Source organism: Brevibacillus sp. NPDC003359, from assembly GCF_042878995.1.
Taxonomy (GTDB): Bacteria; Bacillota; Bacilli; order Brevibacillales; family Brevibacillaceae; genus Brevibacillus.
The window spans coordinates 298,448-319,318 of sequence record NZ_JBIAOR010000002.1 but is presented as its reverse complement, the minus strand read 5'-3'; the positions used below and the strand labels follow the sequence as shown (position 1 = coordinate 319,318).

7 protein-coding genes are annotated in these 20,871 nt (G+C 43.4%); all 7 read left to right on the top strand.

The genetic code is table 11. The features are described 5' to 3' along the window. Positions 1-7 precede the first annotated feature (7 nt). The 7 genes from ACFYU8_RS11070 (at position 8) to ACFYU8_RS11040 (ending at position 20,696) form a co-directional block, all read left to right on the top strand. Entirely contained in the window at positions 8-493 is a 486-nt protein-coding gene (locus tag ACFYU8_RS11070) for a hypothetical protein (protein ID WP_390298204.1), read from the top strand. Positions 494-725: 232 nt separating this feature from the next. Further along, entirely contained in the window at positions 726-1,136 is a 411-nt protein-coding gene (locus ACFYU8_RS11065) for a PGAP1-like alpha/beta domain-containing protein (RefSeq protein WP_390298201.1), read from the top strand. Positions 1,137-1,192: 56 nt separating this feature from the next. Next, on the top strand, positions 1,193-1,825 hold the full coding sequence (locus ACFYU8_RS11060; RefSeq protein WP_390298198.1) for a hypothetical protein: 633 nt from the start codon (positions 1,193-1,195) through the stop codon (positions 1,823-1,825). Positions 1,826-2,208: 383 nt separating this feature from the next. Continuing rightward, entirely contained in the window at positions 2,209-12,684 is a 10,476-nt protein-coding gene (locus ACFYU8_RS11055) for an Ig-like domain-containing protein (protein ID WP_390298195.1), read from the top strand. 6 nt (positions 12,685-12,690) lie between these two features. Beyond that, the gene (locus ACFYU8_RS11050) at positions 12,691-13,677 is read left to right on the top strand and encodes an RCC1 domain-containing protein (protein WP_390298192.1); all 987 of its coding nucleotides are present in this window, start codon (positions 12,691-12,693) and stop codon (positions 13,675-13,677) included. 58 nt (positions 13,678-13,735) lie between these two features. Beyond that, a complete protein-coding gene (locus ACFYU8_RS11045) occupies positions 13,736-19,579 on the top strand; it encodes a polymorphic toxin-type HINT domain-containing protein (protein WP_390298189.1) in 5,844 nt (1,947 codons plus the stop codon). 538 nt (positions 19,580-20,117) lie between these two features. Then, positions 20,118-20,696, top strand: a complete 579-nt coding sequence (locus ACFYU8_RS11040; RefSeq protein ID WP_390298186.1) for a hypothetical protein — start codon at positions 20,118-20,120, stop codon at positions 20,694-20,696. The last annotated feature ends 175 nt before the right edge of the window (positions 20,697-20,871 follow it).

Genomic DNA, 20,871 nt, shown 5'->3' with positions numbered 1-20,871 from the left:
GAAATGAGTGAGTAAAATTAGAAAAATACTTGATGTTACAGGTACATCATTTAATCAATTGGATTTTACAGAATCGACGATATTCTTTCACTGCTATAGAGAATTACCTGGGTCAATAGAAATTGAAGTGTGGGGTCTATCATTAAGCGAAACACAAAAAAATGAGGATTACTATGTATCTGGAATTTCGACCATCAGCTTTGAAGGTGTGACATCTGGTTTATTAGATGTTTCCGTATACCATCCAGAAAAAAATGACTTTATTAAGATCCGAAATGGCATAAATTTAAAATTAACAAAAAGCTGGGGAGAACCTTTAGAGTATGAGGAGTATCAATATCATCTAGGTGGAGTATTAGACTGGCCAAGTGGCTATTGTCAACTTGGTATTAATGCAACTGGAACAGTGAGAGTGTCATTTGAAACAAATGATTTTGTAATATCTACCGCCTATGTAAAGAATCCAGAAAAATTTACGTACAAAGGGAATTGAGGTTAGGTGTACGAAATGCAATTAACCCCAGACAAGTAATCAACTACTCGTTTGGGGTTCTTAGCGTTCTCCGATCAGGTTCGGTTAAAAAGGGGCTACAAAAGTTAATCTCTCATGCCATTTGGGAGTATACTGATTCTACTCATTTGAATAAAGATAAATTCTTGGAAATGATCGATAAACATGTGTACAAAGATAGATGATGTAATTTTCATCTTTGGCAAGCGAGATTATGAATTGGCGAAGTATTAAAGGTAATGAGAAGAAACCAATTCGGCTAATTGGTCATAGTCATGGCGGAAATGTAGCAATTTTAACAGCAAATGTTTTGGAACATGAAGGAATTCAGGTGGAAACGCTTGTTACTATTGCTACTCCTGTAAGGGAACTTGAATATTATTTAGAGTATCCAGTGGGACAGCATCTACATGATTACAATGAACGAGATGGTGTACAAGTAAATGGGGGAAGCGTATGGCTACTTGGCGAAGCCAAACGGGAGTTTACAAATGCAGCAAATATAAAAATTGAAGTAGGGGAGGAGTATGACCCAATTGCGGCTCATTCTGCAATGCACTCTAGTGTTGAAATGTGGAAAAAATATATAACACCATATCTCGCAGATTTTTATGTGAAACCATAAAGTAAGAAATAATCTTACTGCGAAACCTGATTAATTGGCAAGAGGGGGAATGCCCAATGCAATTGTTGTTGAGGTTAATGTGGATCATCACTGTATTGGTTAATTTATCAGGTGTTATCTGGTTTGTACTTGGCTCGACTGCAAACTTTCAGCGTGGTATGGACTTGATTTCCACAGTACTGCTTTTATATTTAGGTATACCTTCAATAATATTGGTAGTCGTTTCTAGTTTTCTATTACTGAAAAAGTGGAGTCCATCTAGGTGGTGGGAGTTCATTGGGGTTTTAATTATCGTTATTTCCTTGCTTTTACTGACACCACATTTGTATAAAAACGTAGAGACGAGTGGGTGGTTAACAGAAAAAATAAGAACTGATTCCATACAGCAGACTCCGGATGGTCGATTTGAATACTGCATGGAACTGATTAATTTGTTTCAGAAAAATAGTTCAGCTCGCTTATATTTAAAAAATACCGAGACATTGGAGGAAATAAGAATTCATCTAGAGTTTCCTACAAAGGAGATCACAGGTGTATCTTGGGGTGATGTAAATTACTTTGTTAAGCTCGAACCAACTACTAACTCAAATATTTACATTCTTAACACTACCGAGGAGTTTCCTTTTCCAAATGAGAAATATGAAATTAATATACTGGAGAAAACAGCAGTAAAAATAAACAATCAATAGAACTACCTCTATCCCCCAAACGAGTAATCTACGCTCGTTTGGGGTTCTTTTTTGTCTGAAGAAGGAAACTTCAGAAACAATCTGCTTTTGAGAGAGCAAGGCTGACCTACAAGCAAGGGAAACAAATTCTAACTTGGAAATCACTTCTGAAAATCAGCAATATTGGATGACTAGTTATTTGTTAGTCGAAACTAATTGGAAAGTTCCTATTGATCCAATATAAGGAATTCACTATAATTCTAAATGCTGTTTAGGTAAAATTTACATTTTTTATCTGTACTTATTTTTGGAAAGGAGATGAAAAGTAACTGGCTGGCATTGAATTATTTTTTCAAAAGGAATGATACCAAAGTTCATCACAATTATGACAAGGAGTTACAGGAATGAACCCTAGATTCATCCGTTCAATCAGTAGTTTCAATCTATTCCTACTGCTTGCTTTACTGTTTTTACAACTTGTCCCTGAGCACGCTATCGCAAGCGCTAATAGTAAGACGTATTTAATTGGTTTTAAAGAAAACAAGAAAGCAAAAGTAAGGGCGATTCAAAGATCATCGGTACAGCAACTTAGCACGAAAGTTATGGTTGCTCAATTAACAGAGAGTGAAATGGAGGTAATGTCTCAGGATGAAAATGTAGCCTATATTGAGGAAGATAGTGAAATAGAGTTAGCAGAAACAAACCTAACAGAAAAACAGGAAGTTCCGTGGGGGATTGCGCACATAAGGGCAAATCAAGCTCACGAAAAGAATTTTAAAGGCCAAAACATCAAAATTGGAATTATAGATACAGGTATATCCAATCATGAAGACCTCCGAGTAAAAGGAGGTATTTCCTATGTAGAAGGAAAATCAGATTTTGATGATGAGCACGGGCATGGGACTGCAGTGGCTGGCGTTATCGCTGGTAAAGATAATGATGTTGGGATTGTTGGTGTTGCGCCAGAAGCTGAAATCTATGCAATTAGAGTACTTGATGAAAAAGGTCACGGTACTTATTCCAGCATGATTCAGGGTATTGAATGGGCGATTCAGAATGACATGAACATCGTTTCCATTAGTGCTGGTGGTAAAATTGACAGTCAAGCTTTACACGACCAGATTAAAAGAGCGAATCAACAAGGGATACTGGTTATTGCATCAGCAGGAAATAGGGGAATGGGTGAGGATACCCAGTTATATCCTGCGAAATATGCAGAGACATTGTCCATTGGTGCCATTGATCAAGACAATCAACGGGCTGACTTTTCAAGTGTTGGTAGTGGGTTAGACCTGATGGCTCCTGGGGTTGATATTCTAAGTACGTCACTCCATGGAGACTATGAGCAACGTTCAGGCACTTCTTTAGCAGCTCCTCACGTAGCCGGTGCAGCAGCTGTTATTTGGTCAAAAAAGGGTAATGCTACCAATCGCGAAGTGCGTGATAGTTTAGTCGATCATGCAACACCTTTAGGGGAATCGCGGTTTTACGGAAAAGGGCTTGTAAACCTAGAGAAAGCGTTGGGACTAGGGGATGAGGACTCCGCTGAGATTATCTCATTGGAATCGAAACCTAACGAATTGCGACTTTCCGAAGGCGAGAATTATCAACTGAAAATTACGGCGAACATGACAGATGGCAACACCAGAGATGTTAGTAAGGAAGTTATTTATAAGAGCAAGGATGAAAAAATTGCTACGGTTACACCTACAGGTTTAGTCACCGGAAGTGGAATGGGAGATACACAACTGATCGCCACGTTGGGTGACAAAACGATTGAGATTCCGATAGTGGTGACGGAGCGAGCGCCCCTGATACCAAGAGGTGGACTCGACACCCCTGAAAAAGGCGAGTTAATCAGTGGTACGTATACCATCAAAGGATGGCACCTCAATCCAGACGGAGTATCGCAAATCAATATCCTGATTGATGGGATGAAAGTTGGAGAGGCATCCTATGGCGACCCGAGACCAGATATTGAAGCGAAATATCCAGCTTATCAGAATAGCAATGCTGGATTTCACTATCAACTGGATACTGGGAATTTAACCGCAGGCACTCATATCATTACTGTGGAAGTTCAAGATACCAATGGTCAACAAACCATAATAGAAGGAACGACATTTTACATTGGTAACATGGAGCCTCTGAATGGTTTGCATGCCGATGTCACCAAGCTGGAATTAACGAATGAAGGCTCACATCAGTTGGTGGTATCTACGGTTTTAGAAGATAACACCCTGATAGACGTGACAAGTCTTGCAGAATATGCTTCATCAGATGAGAGTATCGCTACAGTAGATTCTACTGGGCTTGTAAAAGTAATGGGGGATGGAACGGCGATTGTGACCATTCGATATGAAGGTCAATCAATCATGATCCCCGTTACGATTAATAAGGATGAGCCACTGATACCGCGTTGGGAGTTAGAGGCGCCGACAAGTAATTCCATGATGACAGGCGCCACACTCATCAAAGGCTGGTATTTAGAGCCAGTAGGCGTTTCAAAGATAGAGGTTCATTTGGATGGAACAGTAGTGGGGGAAGCTACTTATGGACATAACCGGCCTGATATTGAATCCTTGTATCCACACTACAAGAATGCTACAGCCGGATTTGAGTACCTTCTAGACACAACGCAGATAACGGAAGGTCAACATACCATTAAGGTAACAGCCGTTAATAAAGAAGGCGCCGAGCAAATTCTAGCAGAGCGAGCTGTTTTCATTGGTCGTGCAGAACCGGCCACAGGTATTGTTGCAAATATAAGCAAAGTAGATGTAATACAAGGGAATACACAGCAATTATCCATTTCTGCTGTTTTACTGAATCAACAAACGAAAGATGTGACGAGAGAGGCTCAATACACGGTTGAGAATCCTGCGATCATTAGCATTTCAGATAAAGGTATCGTTACGGGAATTGAGATAGGTCAAACAAACATCACCGTGAAATACCAGGAACAAACGCTTACGATACCTGTCTGGGTCAAAGCAGCAGCGGGTCTGGCTCGGGGAGGCATTGACAGTCCCGCAGACCATGCATTAATCAGTGGTGTTTACCCTGTCACAGGCTGGTTTATTGACTCCAATGGGGTTGAAAAGATTGAAGTACTGGTCGATGGAGCCGTAAGTGGTGAAGCAACCTATGGCATTTCTCGTCCGGAAATCGAAATTATGGACGCTTCTAAACCTGATGGAAACGTAGGGTTCCACTATAATCTCGATACAGGAAAATTGCGGGAAGGCACACATACTCTTTCTGTTAGAGGAACAGGCAAGGGTGGAAATCAGGTGATGCTGGGGAACAGAACGATTCAAGTCGTTACCTTGCTACCAGCAATAGGATTGAGGGCAAACGTTACAGAGTTAATCGTTCCTCAAGGAAAAACGCATCAATTTGCTGTCATGGCGGTACTGGAGGATCAGAGCAGTCATGATGTAACCAAGCTAGCCTTATACAACATAGAGAATTCTTCTGTGGCAAAGGTGAGCACAGATGGCTTGGTCACGGCTCTAGCCCAAGGAAGTACGAGTCTCACTATAAAATATGGGGACCAAAGTATCAAAATCCCGATTACCGTTACGGAAGCGGAAGCACTTAAAACTTTGGGAGAGATAGAAACGCCTGTAAATGGTGCTATTGTCAATGGTACTTATACGATTTCAGGCTGGTTTTTACATCCTTCTGCTATCTCTGACTATCGGGTTGTCATTGACGGGATCGAACATGGAAAAGCAAAATCGGGCATTGCGCGACCTGATATTGCACTGCTTCATTCCGAATATAAAAATACGCAAGCAGGGTATAGCTACAACGTCGACCTGAACGAATTGCAACCAGGTAATCATACCGTTTCTGTGATCGCAACGGATAGCGAAGGAAAGCAATATCCACTACCAGAAAGAAATTTTGTGATTGGAAATATTGCTCCAGCGATCAGTCTGCAAAATGCAGAACCCAACATGAGCGTAGCAAAAGACGCTATGCAGAAACTGCAGATTACGGCCAGTTTTGAAGGTCAACAACAGAAGGACATTACGGGGGAAGCTGTTTATACAGTAGAGGATCCGAATGTCGTTTATGTCAGTCCACTGGGAATCGTAACAGGGCTGAAGGTGGGAATGACCAAGATTCACGTGAATTACGGTAATCAGTCATTGGTGATTCCTGTTGTTGTCACAGAATCAGAATCAGGCTCGCTTGTTGCCAAAGGGCAAATGGACATCCCTAAAGAAGGCACAGTTATTGGTGGAACCACAACCATACAGGGATGGATTCTGAACCCAAGCGGTGTGTCCAAAATCGAGGTTTTGGTGGATGGACAATTACAGGGAACCGCCGTTTATGGCGGACCTCGTCCAGATATTTTCGCCATGTATCCACACTACCAGAATGCAAATGCTGGTTTTCAATATCTACTGGATACATCCTTGTTTACGGAAGGGAACCACAAACTGACCATAAAAGTAACGGATAAAGCGGGCGCGGAGAGTCTCGTGCTTGAAAGTAACATCATCATTGGACCTGTTACGGGAATCACAGCCAATTATTCCGAAGTTACTTTAGAAAAAGACAAGAGCGTAGCATTCACTGTCGTTGCATCTTATCGAGATAAGAGTACCAAGGATGTAACAGGAGAAGTGACCTATACGATCGATAACCCAGCTATTACCAAAATAGATGCAACAGGACTACTAACAGGTCTCTCATCAGGAAGTACGGTTCTTACCGTTTCTTATGCTGGCATCGTGAAGCAATACCCTGTCACTGTAAAAGGCGACGTCTTGGTAACAGGGGGCGCCATTGACACCCCGCAAGATAACGAACTGATCAGTAGGAATTACAACATGACGGGATGGTTCGTTTCTATTGGTGAAGTGGAGAAAATCGAAGTGTTGATGGATGGAGATAAGCTGGGCGAGGCGAAATATGGGCTTGAACGACCAGATATGAAACGCAAATACCCAGACGCACCTCATCTAAAGCCAGGTTTCTCCTATCTGTTGGAAGTTGACCAGATGCAAGTAGGGGAACACCAGTTACAGGTGCTGGTCACAGAAAAAGACGGGAAGCAAACCAGTATGGAGAAAACAATCACGATTGTGGAACCCATACATGACACGTATGCTTTTTGGCTGCAATTTTCTAATCAGCAAGGACAGAACAACTGGTCCTATCAGGAGGTAAGCGGAGATCGCTTCACGGACTTGGAGTGGGACAAAGCTGCCGAGGAATGGAAGAGTAATCAAAACGAGACCGCGATCGGAAATACGTGGATAAAAGTCGGGAGCTCAGATCCTATCCTGAAATGGAAGGCGCCGCGTTCAGGACAAATTCACGTTAGCGGTTGGATTTCCAAAATCCAAGTGGAAGAGGGAGACGGAGTCAACGTCCGATTACTGAAAAACGATGCTCAAATTTGGCCTTCCTCAGGCTGGCAATCGATTGACTTTAACGATGAGATTGGTGTGGAACTTCAGGAGGAGCTTTCCATTGAAGAAGGAGACGCACTGATTTTTCAAGTGAATCAGAAAGAAAACAGTGTTGGGGATCTTCTCAAATGGACACCTGAAATCACCTACATAACGAGCGAGGTGAACGATAATTCTGCTCCCCAAGTCTATTTGACCTCACCAATGGTAGGGAAGGCTGTCACTACTGTTAATTCAGAGGATGTTATCGTCATATCAGGCATTGCGATGGATCCGAACATCGGAGACCAAGTTCATATTTGGTATCAGCTAGATGAAGAAGATCCTCATGAATTGACTCGTTTTACGGCGTCTGAGAGCGCAAATGAATTTTCGTACAACTTGCCCATCCGCAATTTGAAGCCAGATCATCTATACTCACTTCGTGTCTGGGCAGTCGATCAGAAATCCAGTAAATCTCTCGTCGAAAAAGTCGATATTAGCTTGGATATGAGAGCTCAAGCTGAAAAGGACCCGATAACAATTGCTGCCGATTGGAAATATCCGAGAGATCGACAAGAAATACCAAAAGGGCAGTCGATTACGTTGAATTGGGACTACTACAACGGTAAAGGATATCCAAGTTATATAGCCTCGCAAGAATTAATCATTTATATCAGCGAGGGCGGGCATGTCACTTCTACAAAACAGGAGAAATTAACAGGTACAGCCCGTTCTTATGTATTTGATACAAACTTTATACAAAAAAACGCACTCATTGATGTGCGCCTAAAAGCGGTAATGAAGAGCGATGCCCCGAAAATCCTTGAAGGCAGTACCGCTAAATTGGAGTTCTATCTATTAGCCACCAATCAAGCACCTGTAGTCGTAAATACAGAGCTTCTCATCATGGATAGTGGCCGTACAGGGTTAATTAATTATTCGCTTAGAGATAATGATGTTTCAGACAAAATCGTATCAACAAAATTAAGAGTGGGATTGACTCCAGGCGGAAACGAGCTGGGTGAGAAAGAAGAGACGATTTCCGAAGCGAGCCAAAATGGGAATGCGTCCGGCAGATATTTTTTCCCCATCACAAAAGAAATGTTATATCAAACCGTTTACTGGACGGTTCAAGCTCAGGATAATCGCGGGGCATGGACTACACCAACGAATTACTCATCCCGATTGGTAGATGCTCTCCCGAAGATCGTCATTTATACCCCTGGGGCAAAGAGGGTCATCGATATTGATGAGACCTTTACCTTGGAAGGTGTCTATACCCATCTGGAATCAGGAGATATCATCTCTGGGAGAATGAATCGTCTTAAAGATCCGAAGCAATTTACTACTACTGGTAGCTCAGGTCAGTGGAGCCTTAGCTGGAGGGGCAGGGATCTTGGAGAAGGCACCTATCCGAACATCGAAGTATCCAATCGCGGCGGTTTTGTAGCGGTTTATCCCGGAAGCTTGACTATCGAGAAGAAACCAGATGCCCCTAATATTATTAAAGTAGAGGCAGAAACGAATTCCCTTAAAGTATTTTGGAGTCCTGTCGCAGGTGCAACAGACTACGGCATTCAAGTAGATGGCGGCGGGATTAAGCGGGTAGGCAACGTGTCCAATCATACCATCACGGGCCTACAACCGGATCGCGCTTATACAATCATACTTTGGGCGTACAATTCATCCGGTACTAGCAGCTATAGCAGCAGCCCCTACACTGTCCGAACGAAACCAGCAGAAAGCAATTTTAATCTGTTGGTAGAGTATAACCCGGTACGGATGCATTTTCCTGCCGATCAGGCAAAATACTTTAAAATCACAGCGAAAACGAGCGGAGTTTATCAGTTCACGTTAAATAACGACTCGGGTTTAGCGGCAGATGCAAATATATCCGTTTATAAAGGGGCGGGCTTGCTGGATCATGAGGAGATCTCCTCAGGAAGTAATGGTAGAGTGAATCCAGTATTTGCTGCCGGAAAAACGTATTATGTGAAGATTGTAGGAAAAAGTGCGTTTTACGCTACGCTTCTGGCAAAGCCAGGAGGCGAAGCCTTTATTTTTAATCAGCCAAACGATATCACGATTCCAGGTGGACAGACTGTAGAAATTGCCATGAATGTTACCATTCCTGGAAAGTATCGCATGGTTACGCAATTGAAAAATCCAATTCAGAAGTATCCTGCTGTAACGGTCTATTCCAATGGGATTCAAGTGTCACCAAGGGAGAAGCCAAGTGCAGCGGAGGTCATTTATGATTTGGCGGCAGGCGCCTATACGATTAAGTTGACCAATACAGAAAGTAATCCAGTCAATGTATTATTTACAGTTTTTGCTCCAGCGGCTGGGGGAACGGTTTACGAGTATGTATACGATCAGAACAATCGAATTAAGGCGATCAAAGAAAATGGAGTCGAAAGCGTCATTTTCTATCATGACGAGAACGGAAATATCACAAAAAGCGTAAAGCAAAACGCATCTACACCACCGAAGGCCAAAGCCTTGAGTCTTGATATGGAGAAGGTGGATGTATCACCTGGTAACTCCAAATCGATTAAGGTCATGGCAACGTTGGACAACGGGAGTCAGGTGGATGTAAGCGCGCAGGCTGTATATGTCGTGGAGGATCCCTCGGTTGCCTCTATCAATAAAGGGATAGTGTATGCGGTGAACGGCGGGACGACGCGAGCCAAATTGTTTTTCGGAGGTCAGTCGAAGGCGTTTACCATTACGGTTGATGCACCTTCTGTTCATTTGACATCGATCAGTCTTGCACCAGGGCAGTCCACAATAACGGAAGGACAGATCCAACGCTTGTACGCATCCGCTTATTACTCAGACGGTAACAGCAAAGATATCAGCAGCGTTGCCAGCTTTGACACCTCGAATTCATCCGTTGCTCAAGTGAGCAGCCAGGGTGTCGTAACGGGTATCAAAGCAGGAACAGCGACGATTACCGTTTCTTATGATGGTAAAAACGCATCCAGCCAAGTAACTGTTCAAGGGGCTACCATCCAGGAAATAAAAGGAACCCCAGCGCAAGTGACGATGGTTGCAGGTGGTACTCAACAGCTTAGTGTCACGGCCACTTATTCAAACGGGGCCGAAGAAAATATTTCAAAACAAGCCGTGTATTCAAGTAGTAATTCCAATGTTGCATCAGTAGATAGTGGTGGATTAATAACAGCACTTTCGCCAGGAGCTACGCAAGTCACGGTAAGCTACGGCGGGCAAAGTACGATCATTCCGGTCACGGTTTCAGGAAATGCCATCACTCTTGTGTCTTTGGCAGTTACGCCAGCGACAGTAAGCATTGGCAAAGGAGCCAACCAACAGTTGGAAGTGAAGGCGACCTACAGTGATAACAGCCAAACGATTGTAACGAATCAGGCGACTTATCAGAGTTCGCAACCTGCTATTGCCAATGTTGGAGCAAGTGGGTCCGTTACTGGGGTGGCAGTGGGGTCATCTACTATTACCATATCTTTTGGTGGGAAAGTCGTTACCGTTCCTGTTCAGGTTACAGAGACACAAGAGCCTGTGCAGAGATTGTCCGTTACACCAGTCAGCCTGAACATGTTAGTTGGGAAGACTCAGCAGCTACAAGTAAAAGCGGCCTATAAGGATGGCAAAAACACGGATGTTTCGGGGCAAGCAGTCTACTTGTCAGGAGATGCCACAGTGGTAACTGTTGATTCAAGCGGGGTGGCTACGGCTGTTAAGGCAGGTAGTACGAACATCACTGTTTCCTTTGGGGGAGCGAGTGTGGCTGTGCCTGTTGTTACTGCTGAGAACGTAATTCAAAGCATCAAAGTTATACCAGAAAAGATAACAATGCTAGAGAATGGAACAAAGCAGTTACTTGTAAATGCAGTTTTTATGGACGGTACGGAAGTAGATATAACAAATAAAGCTTCGTATATATTGGAAGATCAAACGATTGCTTCTGCTACTACCGATGGACTGTTAACAGGTTTAAGAGTGGGAAGTACCTCTATAACAATTGGGCATTTAGGAAAAAACATAAATACTATGGTGCATGTAGTTAGCGTTGAAAGTAAGGTAGCACGCTTATCTGCAGGTGGAGCACACACGTTGATGGTGAAAGAAGACGGAAGTGGTGTATGGGCATGGGGTCAAAATGAGAACGGGCAGCTAGGAGATGGAACAATACAAATTCGGACGACTCCAGTAGAAAGCATGTTGGTGATTGCTGCTCAGCAACTAGTAGTGAGTCCAAGTACGGTGTTGCTGCCAACGTCGCAAAGTAAGCCATTGCGAATCACAGCGACTTATGCCAATAACAGCACCCAAGATGTTACGATGCAGTCGACGTATGAAAGCAGTGACCCTGCGGTAGCATCGGTAGATGCAGGAGGCGTGATAACCGCTGTATCGGTAGGGACAACGACCATTACAGTTAGCTACTATGACAAAACGATCACAGTCCCTGTGGAAGTCAAGGAGACAGGGGTCAAAGTCAATCGCTTATCAGCAGGTGGATCACATACGTTGATGGTGAAAGAAGACGGAAGTGTATGGGCATGGGGTCAAAATGAGAACGGGCAACTAGGAGATGGAACAATACAAATTCGGATGACTCCAGTAGAAAGCATGTTGGTGATCTCTGCTCAGCAACTAGTAGCGAGTCCGAGTACGGTGCTGCTGCCGACTTCGCAAAGTAAGCCATTGCGAATCACAGCGACTTATGCCAATAACAGCACCCAAGATGTCACAACGCAGTCGACGTATGAAAGCAGTGACCCAGCGGTAGCATCGGTAGATGCAGGAGGCGTGATAACCGCTGTATCGGTAGGGACAACGACCATTACAGTCAACCACTATGGTAAAACGATCACAGTCCCTGTGGTAGTCAAGGAGACAGGGGGCAAAGTCAATCGCTTGTCCGCAGGTGGAGCACATACGTTAATGGTGAAAGAAGACGGAAGTGTATGGGCATGGGGGCAAAATGAGAACGGGCAGCTAGGAGATGGAACAATACAAATTCGGACGACTCCGGTAGAAAGCATATTGGTGGTCTCTGCTCAGCAACTAGTAGCGAGTCCAAGTACGGTGTTGCTGTCAATTTCGCACAGCAAGCCATTGCGAATCACGGCAACTTATGCCAATAACAGTACCCAAGATGTCACGACGCAGTCGACGTATGAAAGCAGTGACCCAGCGGTAGCATCGGTAGATGCGGCAGGTCTGATTAAAGCGGTATCGATAGGAAAAGCGAACATCACAGTGCGCTACTATAACAAAACGATTACGGTTCCTGTGGAAGTTAGGGAAAAAGAAGTGAAAGTCAATCGCTTGTCCGCAGGTGGAGCACATACGTTAATGGTGAAGGAAGACGGAAGTGTCTGGGCGTGGGGTCAAAATGATATGGGGCAGCTAGGAAATAATAGTCTACAAAATAGCACAGTTCCAGTAGTAACGAACGACAATAAAACGGAGTGAGCCTAAGTGGAAAAAAATCTAATGAGGTCAAAATTAATAAGCAATATTTTACTGATAATGCTTGCAGTTCTTTTTCTATCAAAAGAGACGGCTTTTGCAGCGGCTAATGCAGTAAGTAGTGCAGCAGGTTTTGGGCACTCTCTCATCCTGAAGAGTGATGGTACAGTTTGGGCATGGGGTGATAATTATTACGGTCAATTGGGAGATGGTACAAAAGTTCAAAAAGATGTTCCTGTTCAAGTAAAAGGTATTACAAACATTTCGCGTATAGCTGTGGGAGCGTACCATAGCGTAGCTTTAAAAGCTGATGGTACAGTGTGGAGTTGGGGGTCTAATAGTAACGGTCAATTAGGTGACAGCACAAATACACATAGTGCCACACCAGTACAAGCAGTAGGCCTTACAGATGTCATTGAGATTGCTGCTGGACGATTTTATGGAATGGCCCTCAAGAAAGATGGTACGGTGTGGATGTGGGGAGATACGTATTCTAGCGAAACAAATACACCATACAAAGTAGAGCGTCTTGCAGACGTAAGGTCGATTGCTGCTGGGGGCCATCACAGTCTTGCTGTTAAAAAAGACGGAACAGTATGGGGATGGGGGGACAACTCTAATGGTCAATTAGGTATTAACAATACAACAGGGACTCAATCTCCAACTAAAATATATGAACTTTCTAATATTGTTTCTGTTGCTGCAGGATACTATCATAACTTGGCTCTTGATATAAATGGGAATGTGTATGCGTGGGGGAATGGGGGCTATGGACAACTTGGTGATGGTAATTCTAATTCAATACAAGCAGTTCCTGTGAAGATACAAGAATTAATAGAAATTGACGAAATTGCAAGTGGATCCTCTGCGTTTCATAGTTTAGCTTTAAAGAGAGACGGCACAGTATATGCATGGGGAAGAAACAATCGAGGTCAACTAGGAGATGGAACAACTAAAGACAGTAACAAACCTGTAAAAGTCAAAATTACACCATAATATTTACTAGTAAATCCCCCTTCTAACCAAGGGGGACAACATTTCTTTTGGAGGCACTATGAAACTCCTGTCGACAAAATCAACCCTGATTTTTATATTATGTCTTTCACTATTAACGACGATGATACCACCAGTGAGTACCCTGGCAAATGAACCGTCAACCCGAGACTTATCAAACACTCAAAATATAGAATCATCAACTCCAAACCAGACAATAGATGAAATCCAGCAATCCATCTTAGAGCAAAATCTCACCCCTCTACCAGAAAAAACAGAAGCAAAAAATCCCGCATCATATAACGCAGAGGACATCGCTTCACTAACATGGACCCAGCTGGATGCTGACACAGCAATCGAAATCCACCAAACATTCGACCGATCCTTACTAAAGTACGCTGCCTATTTCTACCCAGATCTATTGCAGCTGCTTTCAACTGCCGAACAAGCAGAAGTCAAATCTTTTTCCAGTGACCAGCTCATTTCTCAATTCGATCGTTTCACTCAGGAAAATAAGGACCTCTTAAATCGCCTTACACCCCTCGTAGCATCGAAAGTAAATGAAATCAAGAGTCTGGAAGAAACGTTCGACATTCAAGCAGTGAATACAACTCCTCCAGAAGTTCTCTACTCGGAAAAGGATCAGGAGTTTCGCTTTGCTCGTTCAAAAACAGAGCAATCCGTAGATGATGTATATCGCGCTGCCAACCTAGTGGAGCAAGATCTCTACTTGCCAGGAAAGCATGGACTGGATCTGGATATAAAACGCAGATACCACTCCCTGAGCAGTAAAATCAGTGCACCAAGCTGGGATGATGATCTAGACAAGAATGAAGCCCTAAAGGCCAATGAGAAATTTGCAACCGGCTGGGATTTCAATATGCCGAGATTGGATATCGTCACGCGGGAGCAGGCGGCAATAGTAAGGGACGACCCTAAAAATCCGGGCCAGCAAATCTACTCCACCAACGTAGACAAGAGTCCAACGGCGAATCGTTATTACATTAGCTTAGAGGACGGGACATCTTTAGAATATCGATTCAACAAGTTCGTGAATTATCCATATAAAGACATCATGTTCATCACGGACGACGTGAATCGGAAGTACACGCTGCATTACCGTAATCTGAAGTATGAATTTGATGTAAAGCTAGGAACGGTCGTCAAATCCAATATTTATGGGGATACGATCAAGTACAACCTGAATAGTGACGGAGAGCCGGTCAGCATTGAAGACAGTGTCGGCCGCTATGTGGTGCTAAAACGAAAGCAAAACGACACCACGCAAGACTTGATTGTTTATAAAGATAAAACCGAGACTACCGTGCTCAAGCACATTCGCTACCATTTTGAGAGAAAGCTAGCATTGAGCGGTTACTTTCAGCTTGTTCGAGTAGAAGTCCTGCCGACAGCAGGCAGTGGAAGCGGTCCTTATACAGTAGCAAATTATTCCTATCATAATCCTACTACCAAGGGCATTGCTTATTTCAATTTAAACAAAGAATACACGCTGGAAAAGATCCCAACTGATCAAACTCTTCAAGATTCAGCAAAGTATTGGGAATCGGATACAAAGAAGCGTAAGGAAATCGATTACTTGCTCATGCAAGAAGTTTCCTATCCGTTGCAAGGATTAAAAATCAACTACGAATATCGTCCCTATCAACTAGGTCAAAATACGTTCAATGACGGTCTCGTACGGATTTTTCAAGACAAGTATGCACTAAGCTATGTAGCCTATCATCCTGTTAATAAAGTATCGTACAGCTATACGCAGAAAACGCCAAAAGGAACCAATACGTATAAGCTGGAAAAGAACTATGCCAATAACGACAACCTCCGCGAGATATGGAAGGTACCAAAGGAACAACTGCCCAGATTAAAGAATTTTGCGGAACGCCATGGGGATACCATCCAAGTCACAGAATCTGAGGCATCCCGTTACACGAAGAATGCAATCTACAAGGTCAATCAAGACGGAAATACATTGCTGCGAAGCGAGAAGACAACAGGCGTGAGCAAAGGCGGAACGAATGTATCTGGCGCGAAGTATCGGGTCGAGTACAATCCAACTACGTACACAACCTTTGCCTATTCCGGCCGAAATACAAAGCCGACGTATCAATACGTTTTCCTGGAACCGACATCGGCAGTGAGCGATCTGGATGTTTACAATTCCTACTTGAAAGACCCGAATCTTTCCAATCGCTCACGGTATGCGGCCAAGATCAACAATTACGCGCAAGAATCGTACTTCGAATATAACGATTACGGACAGCTGATCAAGCAGATTGCACCGGATGGGATCGTGAGTACATGGACATATGATGCAGAAGGTGTAAATCCATGGGGCTTCCGGACCTTCTCCGTATTGAAGGCAGCCAGAACGCAATCAACCTCCGCTTCGGGCGATCCGTATTATTCGAATACGACATTCGAGTATAACAATCAATATTTGCTTCGGAAGGAAACAGAGATCAACTCGTTCCCAGCCAATTTGATCAATAATCACAAGAGCCAATCGATCGAACGGACATATGAGTACACCAATAACCAGCTCTATTCGATTACGGAGAACTTTGGCGCAGGAAAGACACGGACGCAGACCTTTACCGCTTATGATCAATATGGCGTTCAGCCAACACAAATCGCACTCGCAGGTGTTGAGCTAGAAAGCGGCAAATCGGATGTATTGAATTTTTCCTACGAAATCGATGACAAAGGCCAAATCAAAAGCCAGACCTATCCGAACGGAAGCAAAGCTACATACGATTACGATGAGTTAGGCCGACCGTTATCGGAGACTTTTCACAATCAAGGCGCAAAACGAACCATTACGTATGTGTATCGGGACGGCGAAGCCTCTGGATCGAGTACAGAGGGACCGGGCATCGTGGAGAAAATTGCCCCGGATCAATCGAAGCTCATCACTTATTACACCCCATATGGAGATCCCGCCTATCAAGAACAGGTGGGCACGACAGGTGCGAAGCGTTCATTGGTAGAAAACGAGTTTACGCCGGATGGCATGGAGATTAGCCGCACGGTTCCTTACGGGAAGCAGGAGCAAAGTACCTCGTACCTGTATGACTGGGACGGTTTTGTGTACCAAACGACGACTTCCTTAGGAACCACTAAGAACCATCGAAACAATGCCTACTCGGATGGAACAAGATACTTACCCCGCCTGACGGAACAAACGCTCTCTCCGAATGGCTTTATCGCGACCACATACCGCGATTTGTATGGAAAAGTGGAGAGCACAGAGGAGACGACCCAAAGCGGCAGTCACCATCGCGTGACGAACTACCAGACGGATCGATTCGGGAAAGTAACCAATAAAGAAATCTCCGACGGCAAAACTTCCCAAGCGTGGAGTATGCGCTTCGACCATAACGACAATCTCGTATATTTGCAGGACCCTGAAAATAACGTAAACGTATATGGCTACGATACGCTAGGCAATCTCACCAGTGTATTGGAGAATGGCACGACTACGGCAGAGTATACCTACAATAGTTTGTCGTGGAAGCTCTCGGAGAAGAATCCAGAGACAAAAGCGGAGACGTACTCCTACGAAAAAAGCGGTCTCGTGAAGAGTTACAAGGACAAAAACGGAGTCACTTTCAACTACGACTACACGCCTTTCCATGAGTTAAAGAAAGTTTCTTCCGGAGCTTCTTTCTATGAAGACCGGGTGTACGATCCACAATCTGGTCTGCTATTGAGCGAAAATAATCACACCGGAAACGCCATCAGCTATGGCTACGATGGATTCCACCGGAAGAATCGCCAAACGATGATGGGCAAGGATTACCAGCTTCTGTATTCTGACAACGACGATACGATAGATACACTCGTATACCCAGCAAGGGGAGCGGTATCTGGTTCAGCCCCATCTCTAAGTGTCGAATACACCTATGACAACGCAAACCGCTTAAATTCGGTGGCGATCCCGGGAGTCGGAACGACCACGTACACGTACGATATCAGTAACTCAGGAGAAACCAATGCTGTTTCGTATCCGGGACAACCGACAGCGATGCAGCAATCGGTCAGCTCATTTGGTGAAAAAACAGCCTTGAATCACGCAGACGGCTGGAACGAGACAAATGGCTACGATCTGTTTGGCAATATCACCAGTCAAAAGCGCTCCGGTACGAATTATGGATTGTTTGTATACGACAAGCTTTCCCGAATCAAGGAAGAATCGGTTGAAGGCAATGTCAAGCAATACGCTTATGATAAGCGCGGCAACCGCCAAGTGTATGCAAACGCTCCGACAGATATCCTGCGCTCCTATGAAATGAAACACGATTTGTTTAATCGTTTGCAGGAGTATAAGGATGAGAAAGGGACAACGACAACGACTTACACGTATTACCCAGGTGGACTGCGGGCGACGAAGCAACAGACTGGCAGCGTGACGGATACGACTCACTATGTCTATTTGAATGGGCAAGTCATTGAAGAGCTGACGCAGGATGGTAGGGTCAAGGCGCGGAATGTGTTTGGTAACCAGTTGATTTGGCGAAAAGACTACGCGTCGAATCTTGAAGGCAATTACTACTACAACAGCCACGGTGATGTTGTTAAGATCAAAGCCCCGAACGGCAACGTCCTGAACACGTATGATTACGACATCTGGGGTAATCTGATTGCGGATAAGGTCAAGGAGACGATTTCCAACCCGTTTATGTATGCGGGGGAGATGTTTGACAAAGAGAGCGGGTTTTACTACCTGCGTGCCCGGTATTATGATCCGAAGATCGGGCGGTTTATCTCGGAGGATACGTATAAAGGGCAAGTGGATAATCCGTTGACGTTGAATCGGTATACGTATGTTAGTAATAATCCTTTGAGATATGTTGATCCAAGTGGACACTTAGAGGAAATGACAGGGGGGTTTGCATATGGTGGTCCTCCTGCAGGTTCTTCATTTGAAGATTCCGCGTTGTATTGGGCAGCAAGAACAGTTAATTGGGCAGATGCTCATGGAGGAATGGTTCCCTATGATGCTGTAGACATAGTTGTCCCAGCGGAATATAAGGCAGAAGTTAAAACAATTGTAGGTTGGGTAGGAGCTGCAAAATGGGCCAGAGAATCAGGAGATTTCTCCGCGGTGGGAGGATCATACGCAGGAGCCCGTTTAGCAAAGGTTACTGTAAAAAGCACTACAAAAAGCACACCTATCAAATCAAAAACTAATATTGCGAATTGCAATTGCTTTACAACGGGTACAAAGGTTAAAACAGACGAAGGGGAGAAGAATATCGAAGACATTAAAGTCGGAGATAAGGTTCTTTCAAAGGATGGAACGACTGGCGAGGTAGCATACAAAGAGGTTACGGCAACGTTCAATCATGAAACGGATGAGATTTACAAGATTCATGTGGGCGATCAAACCATTGAAGCGACGTACAATCATCCGTTCTGGGTATATGGAAAAGGTTGGACGTTCGTAAAAGACATCGAAGTTGGCAACTTGCTTGTTCGGAGCGATGGGACTACACTCAAGGTAGAGAGCATCGAAATCGTGAAGAAGCATGTCACGGTTTATAACATGACGGTCGATAACTTCCATACCTACTTTGTTAGCGACCTTGGGATTTGGGTGCATAATACTGGACCTTGTAACTGGGGTAATAATAGGACATTACGGGACCATTATAATCGGCATGGTAGAGATTTTGGGGCGACAGATGCGAATGATTATGCACAGAAGGCTAACGACTTTTATAATAATAGAAGTCAATATCAAGTTAAAACAGATACAGATGGTACTATTAGAGTGTATGATCAGGCAACTAATACATTCGGCTCATTTAACGCTGATGGGACTACGAGAACATTCTATAAACCGACTCGTAGACAGGCTTACTGGAATGGGCAACCAGGAAATTGATGGGGGGATTTTATGGAGCGTATTTGTTTAGTGTGTAATTATCAGGACCTGTATGAAGCACCATATGACCATAGAGGTGTACCATCTGACGAAATATGTCCTTGCTGCGGATTTCAATATGGTTTTGATGATGATGGTTTTTGCAATAATGAGGATTCCTATCGAAAGTGGAGAGATGATTGGATAAGAAATGGTTGTATTTGGTTTTCAGAAGGCAGGAAACCTCCTGAAAATTGGAATCCTGCTGTCCAATTAAGCAAGTGAATATAGACAACAATTCTAGGCCTTAGGGGAATACCTTCAAGGCCTTTCTTTTATCCCCTATATAAAACAATGCATTGGGTGTGAGACGGTCAAAAAGTATTTATCGCAACAAAATGAGGGGATGTCCCGATTATTTATAGTATAAGGCTCAAAGATTAATCTGGTAACGTGCCAGTTTGTATAGAGCAGGTAAGGAATGTTTTAGGATAAAAATGGGTCTACTGATCAAGATCACCATTTATGGTTCTTAGACTGATTTAAATTGGAGGATAAAATGATTTTTAGAAGAGAAACAGGCTATTTTACATTATACGATTTCGATCAATTGGAAATTAAAGTAATTCCTGAATTTCTTATGTCCTTTTGCGGAGAAAATATGCAACTATTATTTGGGTGTAAATGGAAGGAGCTTGACTTTAGCCAATTGGAAAACGAAGTAATAGATGAAAAGTTGAAAGAAGTATTGTCAAATTTGTCAGCGTTTTTAGTTGATGAAGAAGTAGCAAAGCGGGAGAACGCTGAAAACAAAAAGTTTATTGATGATAGAACAGTTTTCATTAACGACAAGTGGGAACTTCCTTGGACAGCGCCAAACAATGAAGTGAAGGATACAATATGGTATAGACCTAGAACTAAAGAAGAAATAATTCGAGCGTTACGGTTGAATCAGGAGTTTCATTGTATTGTATTAAAAGAAGAAAGTGATTTTGATAGTTATCATTATTCTTTGGGCTGTGTTGAGACTGAAGAGGGAAGCGCACTTGTAATAATAGCGAAAAATGAAGTGGATTTGTTACAGCATGTTTTACCTAAACTAAAAAAAATAGTAGATATAACAACAGTTTCAGCATGAAGTAGTAATTTGTCGTAGGCTATTGAAGAAATAACAATACACACCATCGATTAATTTAATACCCCATTCGAGTAACCAACTACTCGTCTGGGGTTTCTTAATGGTTCGAGAGACAACATAATATCGTTAGTAGATGAAGCGTGGTCCTTGAGAGGAAGTATTTCCTTAATTATTC

What these genes read in the sequence shown, in the direction of transcription:
- ACFYU8_RS11065 (WP_390298201.1), top strand. Translation starts at nt 726, where the DNA reads ATGAATTGGCGAAGTATTAAAGGTAATGAGAAGAAACCAATTCGGCTA.
- ACFYU8_RS11060 (WP_390298198.1), top strand. Translation starts at nt 1,193, where the DNA reads ATGCAATTGTTGTTGAGGTTAATGTGGATCATCACTGTATTGGTTAAT.
- ACFYU8_RS11055 (WP_390298195.1), top strand. Translation starts at nt 2,209, where the DNA reads ATGAACCCTAGATTCATCCGTTCAATCAGTAGTTTCAATCTATTCCTA.
- ACFYU8_RS11045 (WP_390298189.1), top strand. Translation starts at nt 13,736, where the DNA reads ATGAAACTCCTGTCGACAAAATCAACCCTGATTTTTATATTATGTCTT.
- ACFYU8_RS11040 (WP_390298186.1), top strand. Translation starts at nt 20,118, where the DNA reads ATGATTTTTAGAAGAGAAACAGGCTATTTTACATTATACGATTTCGAT.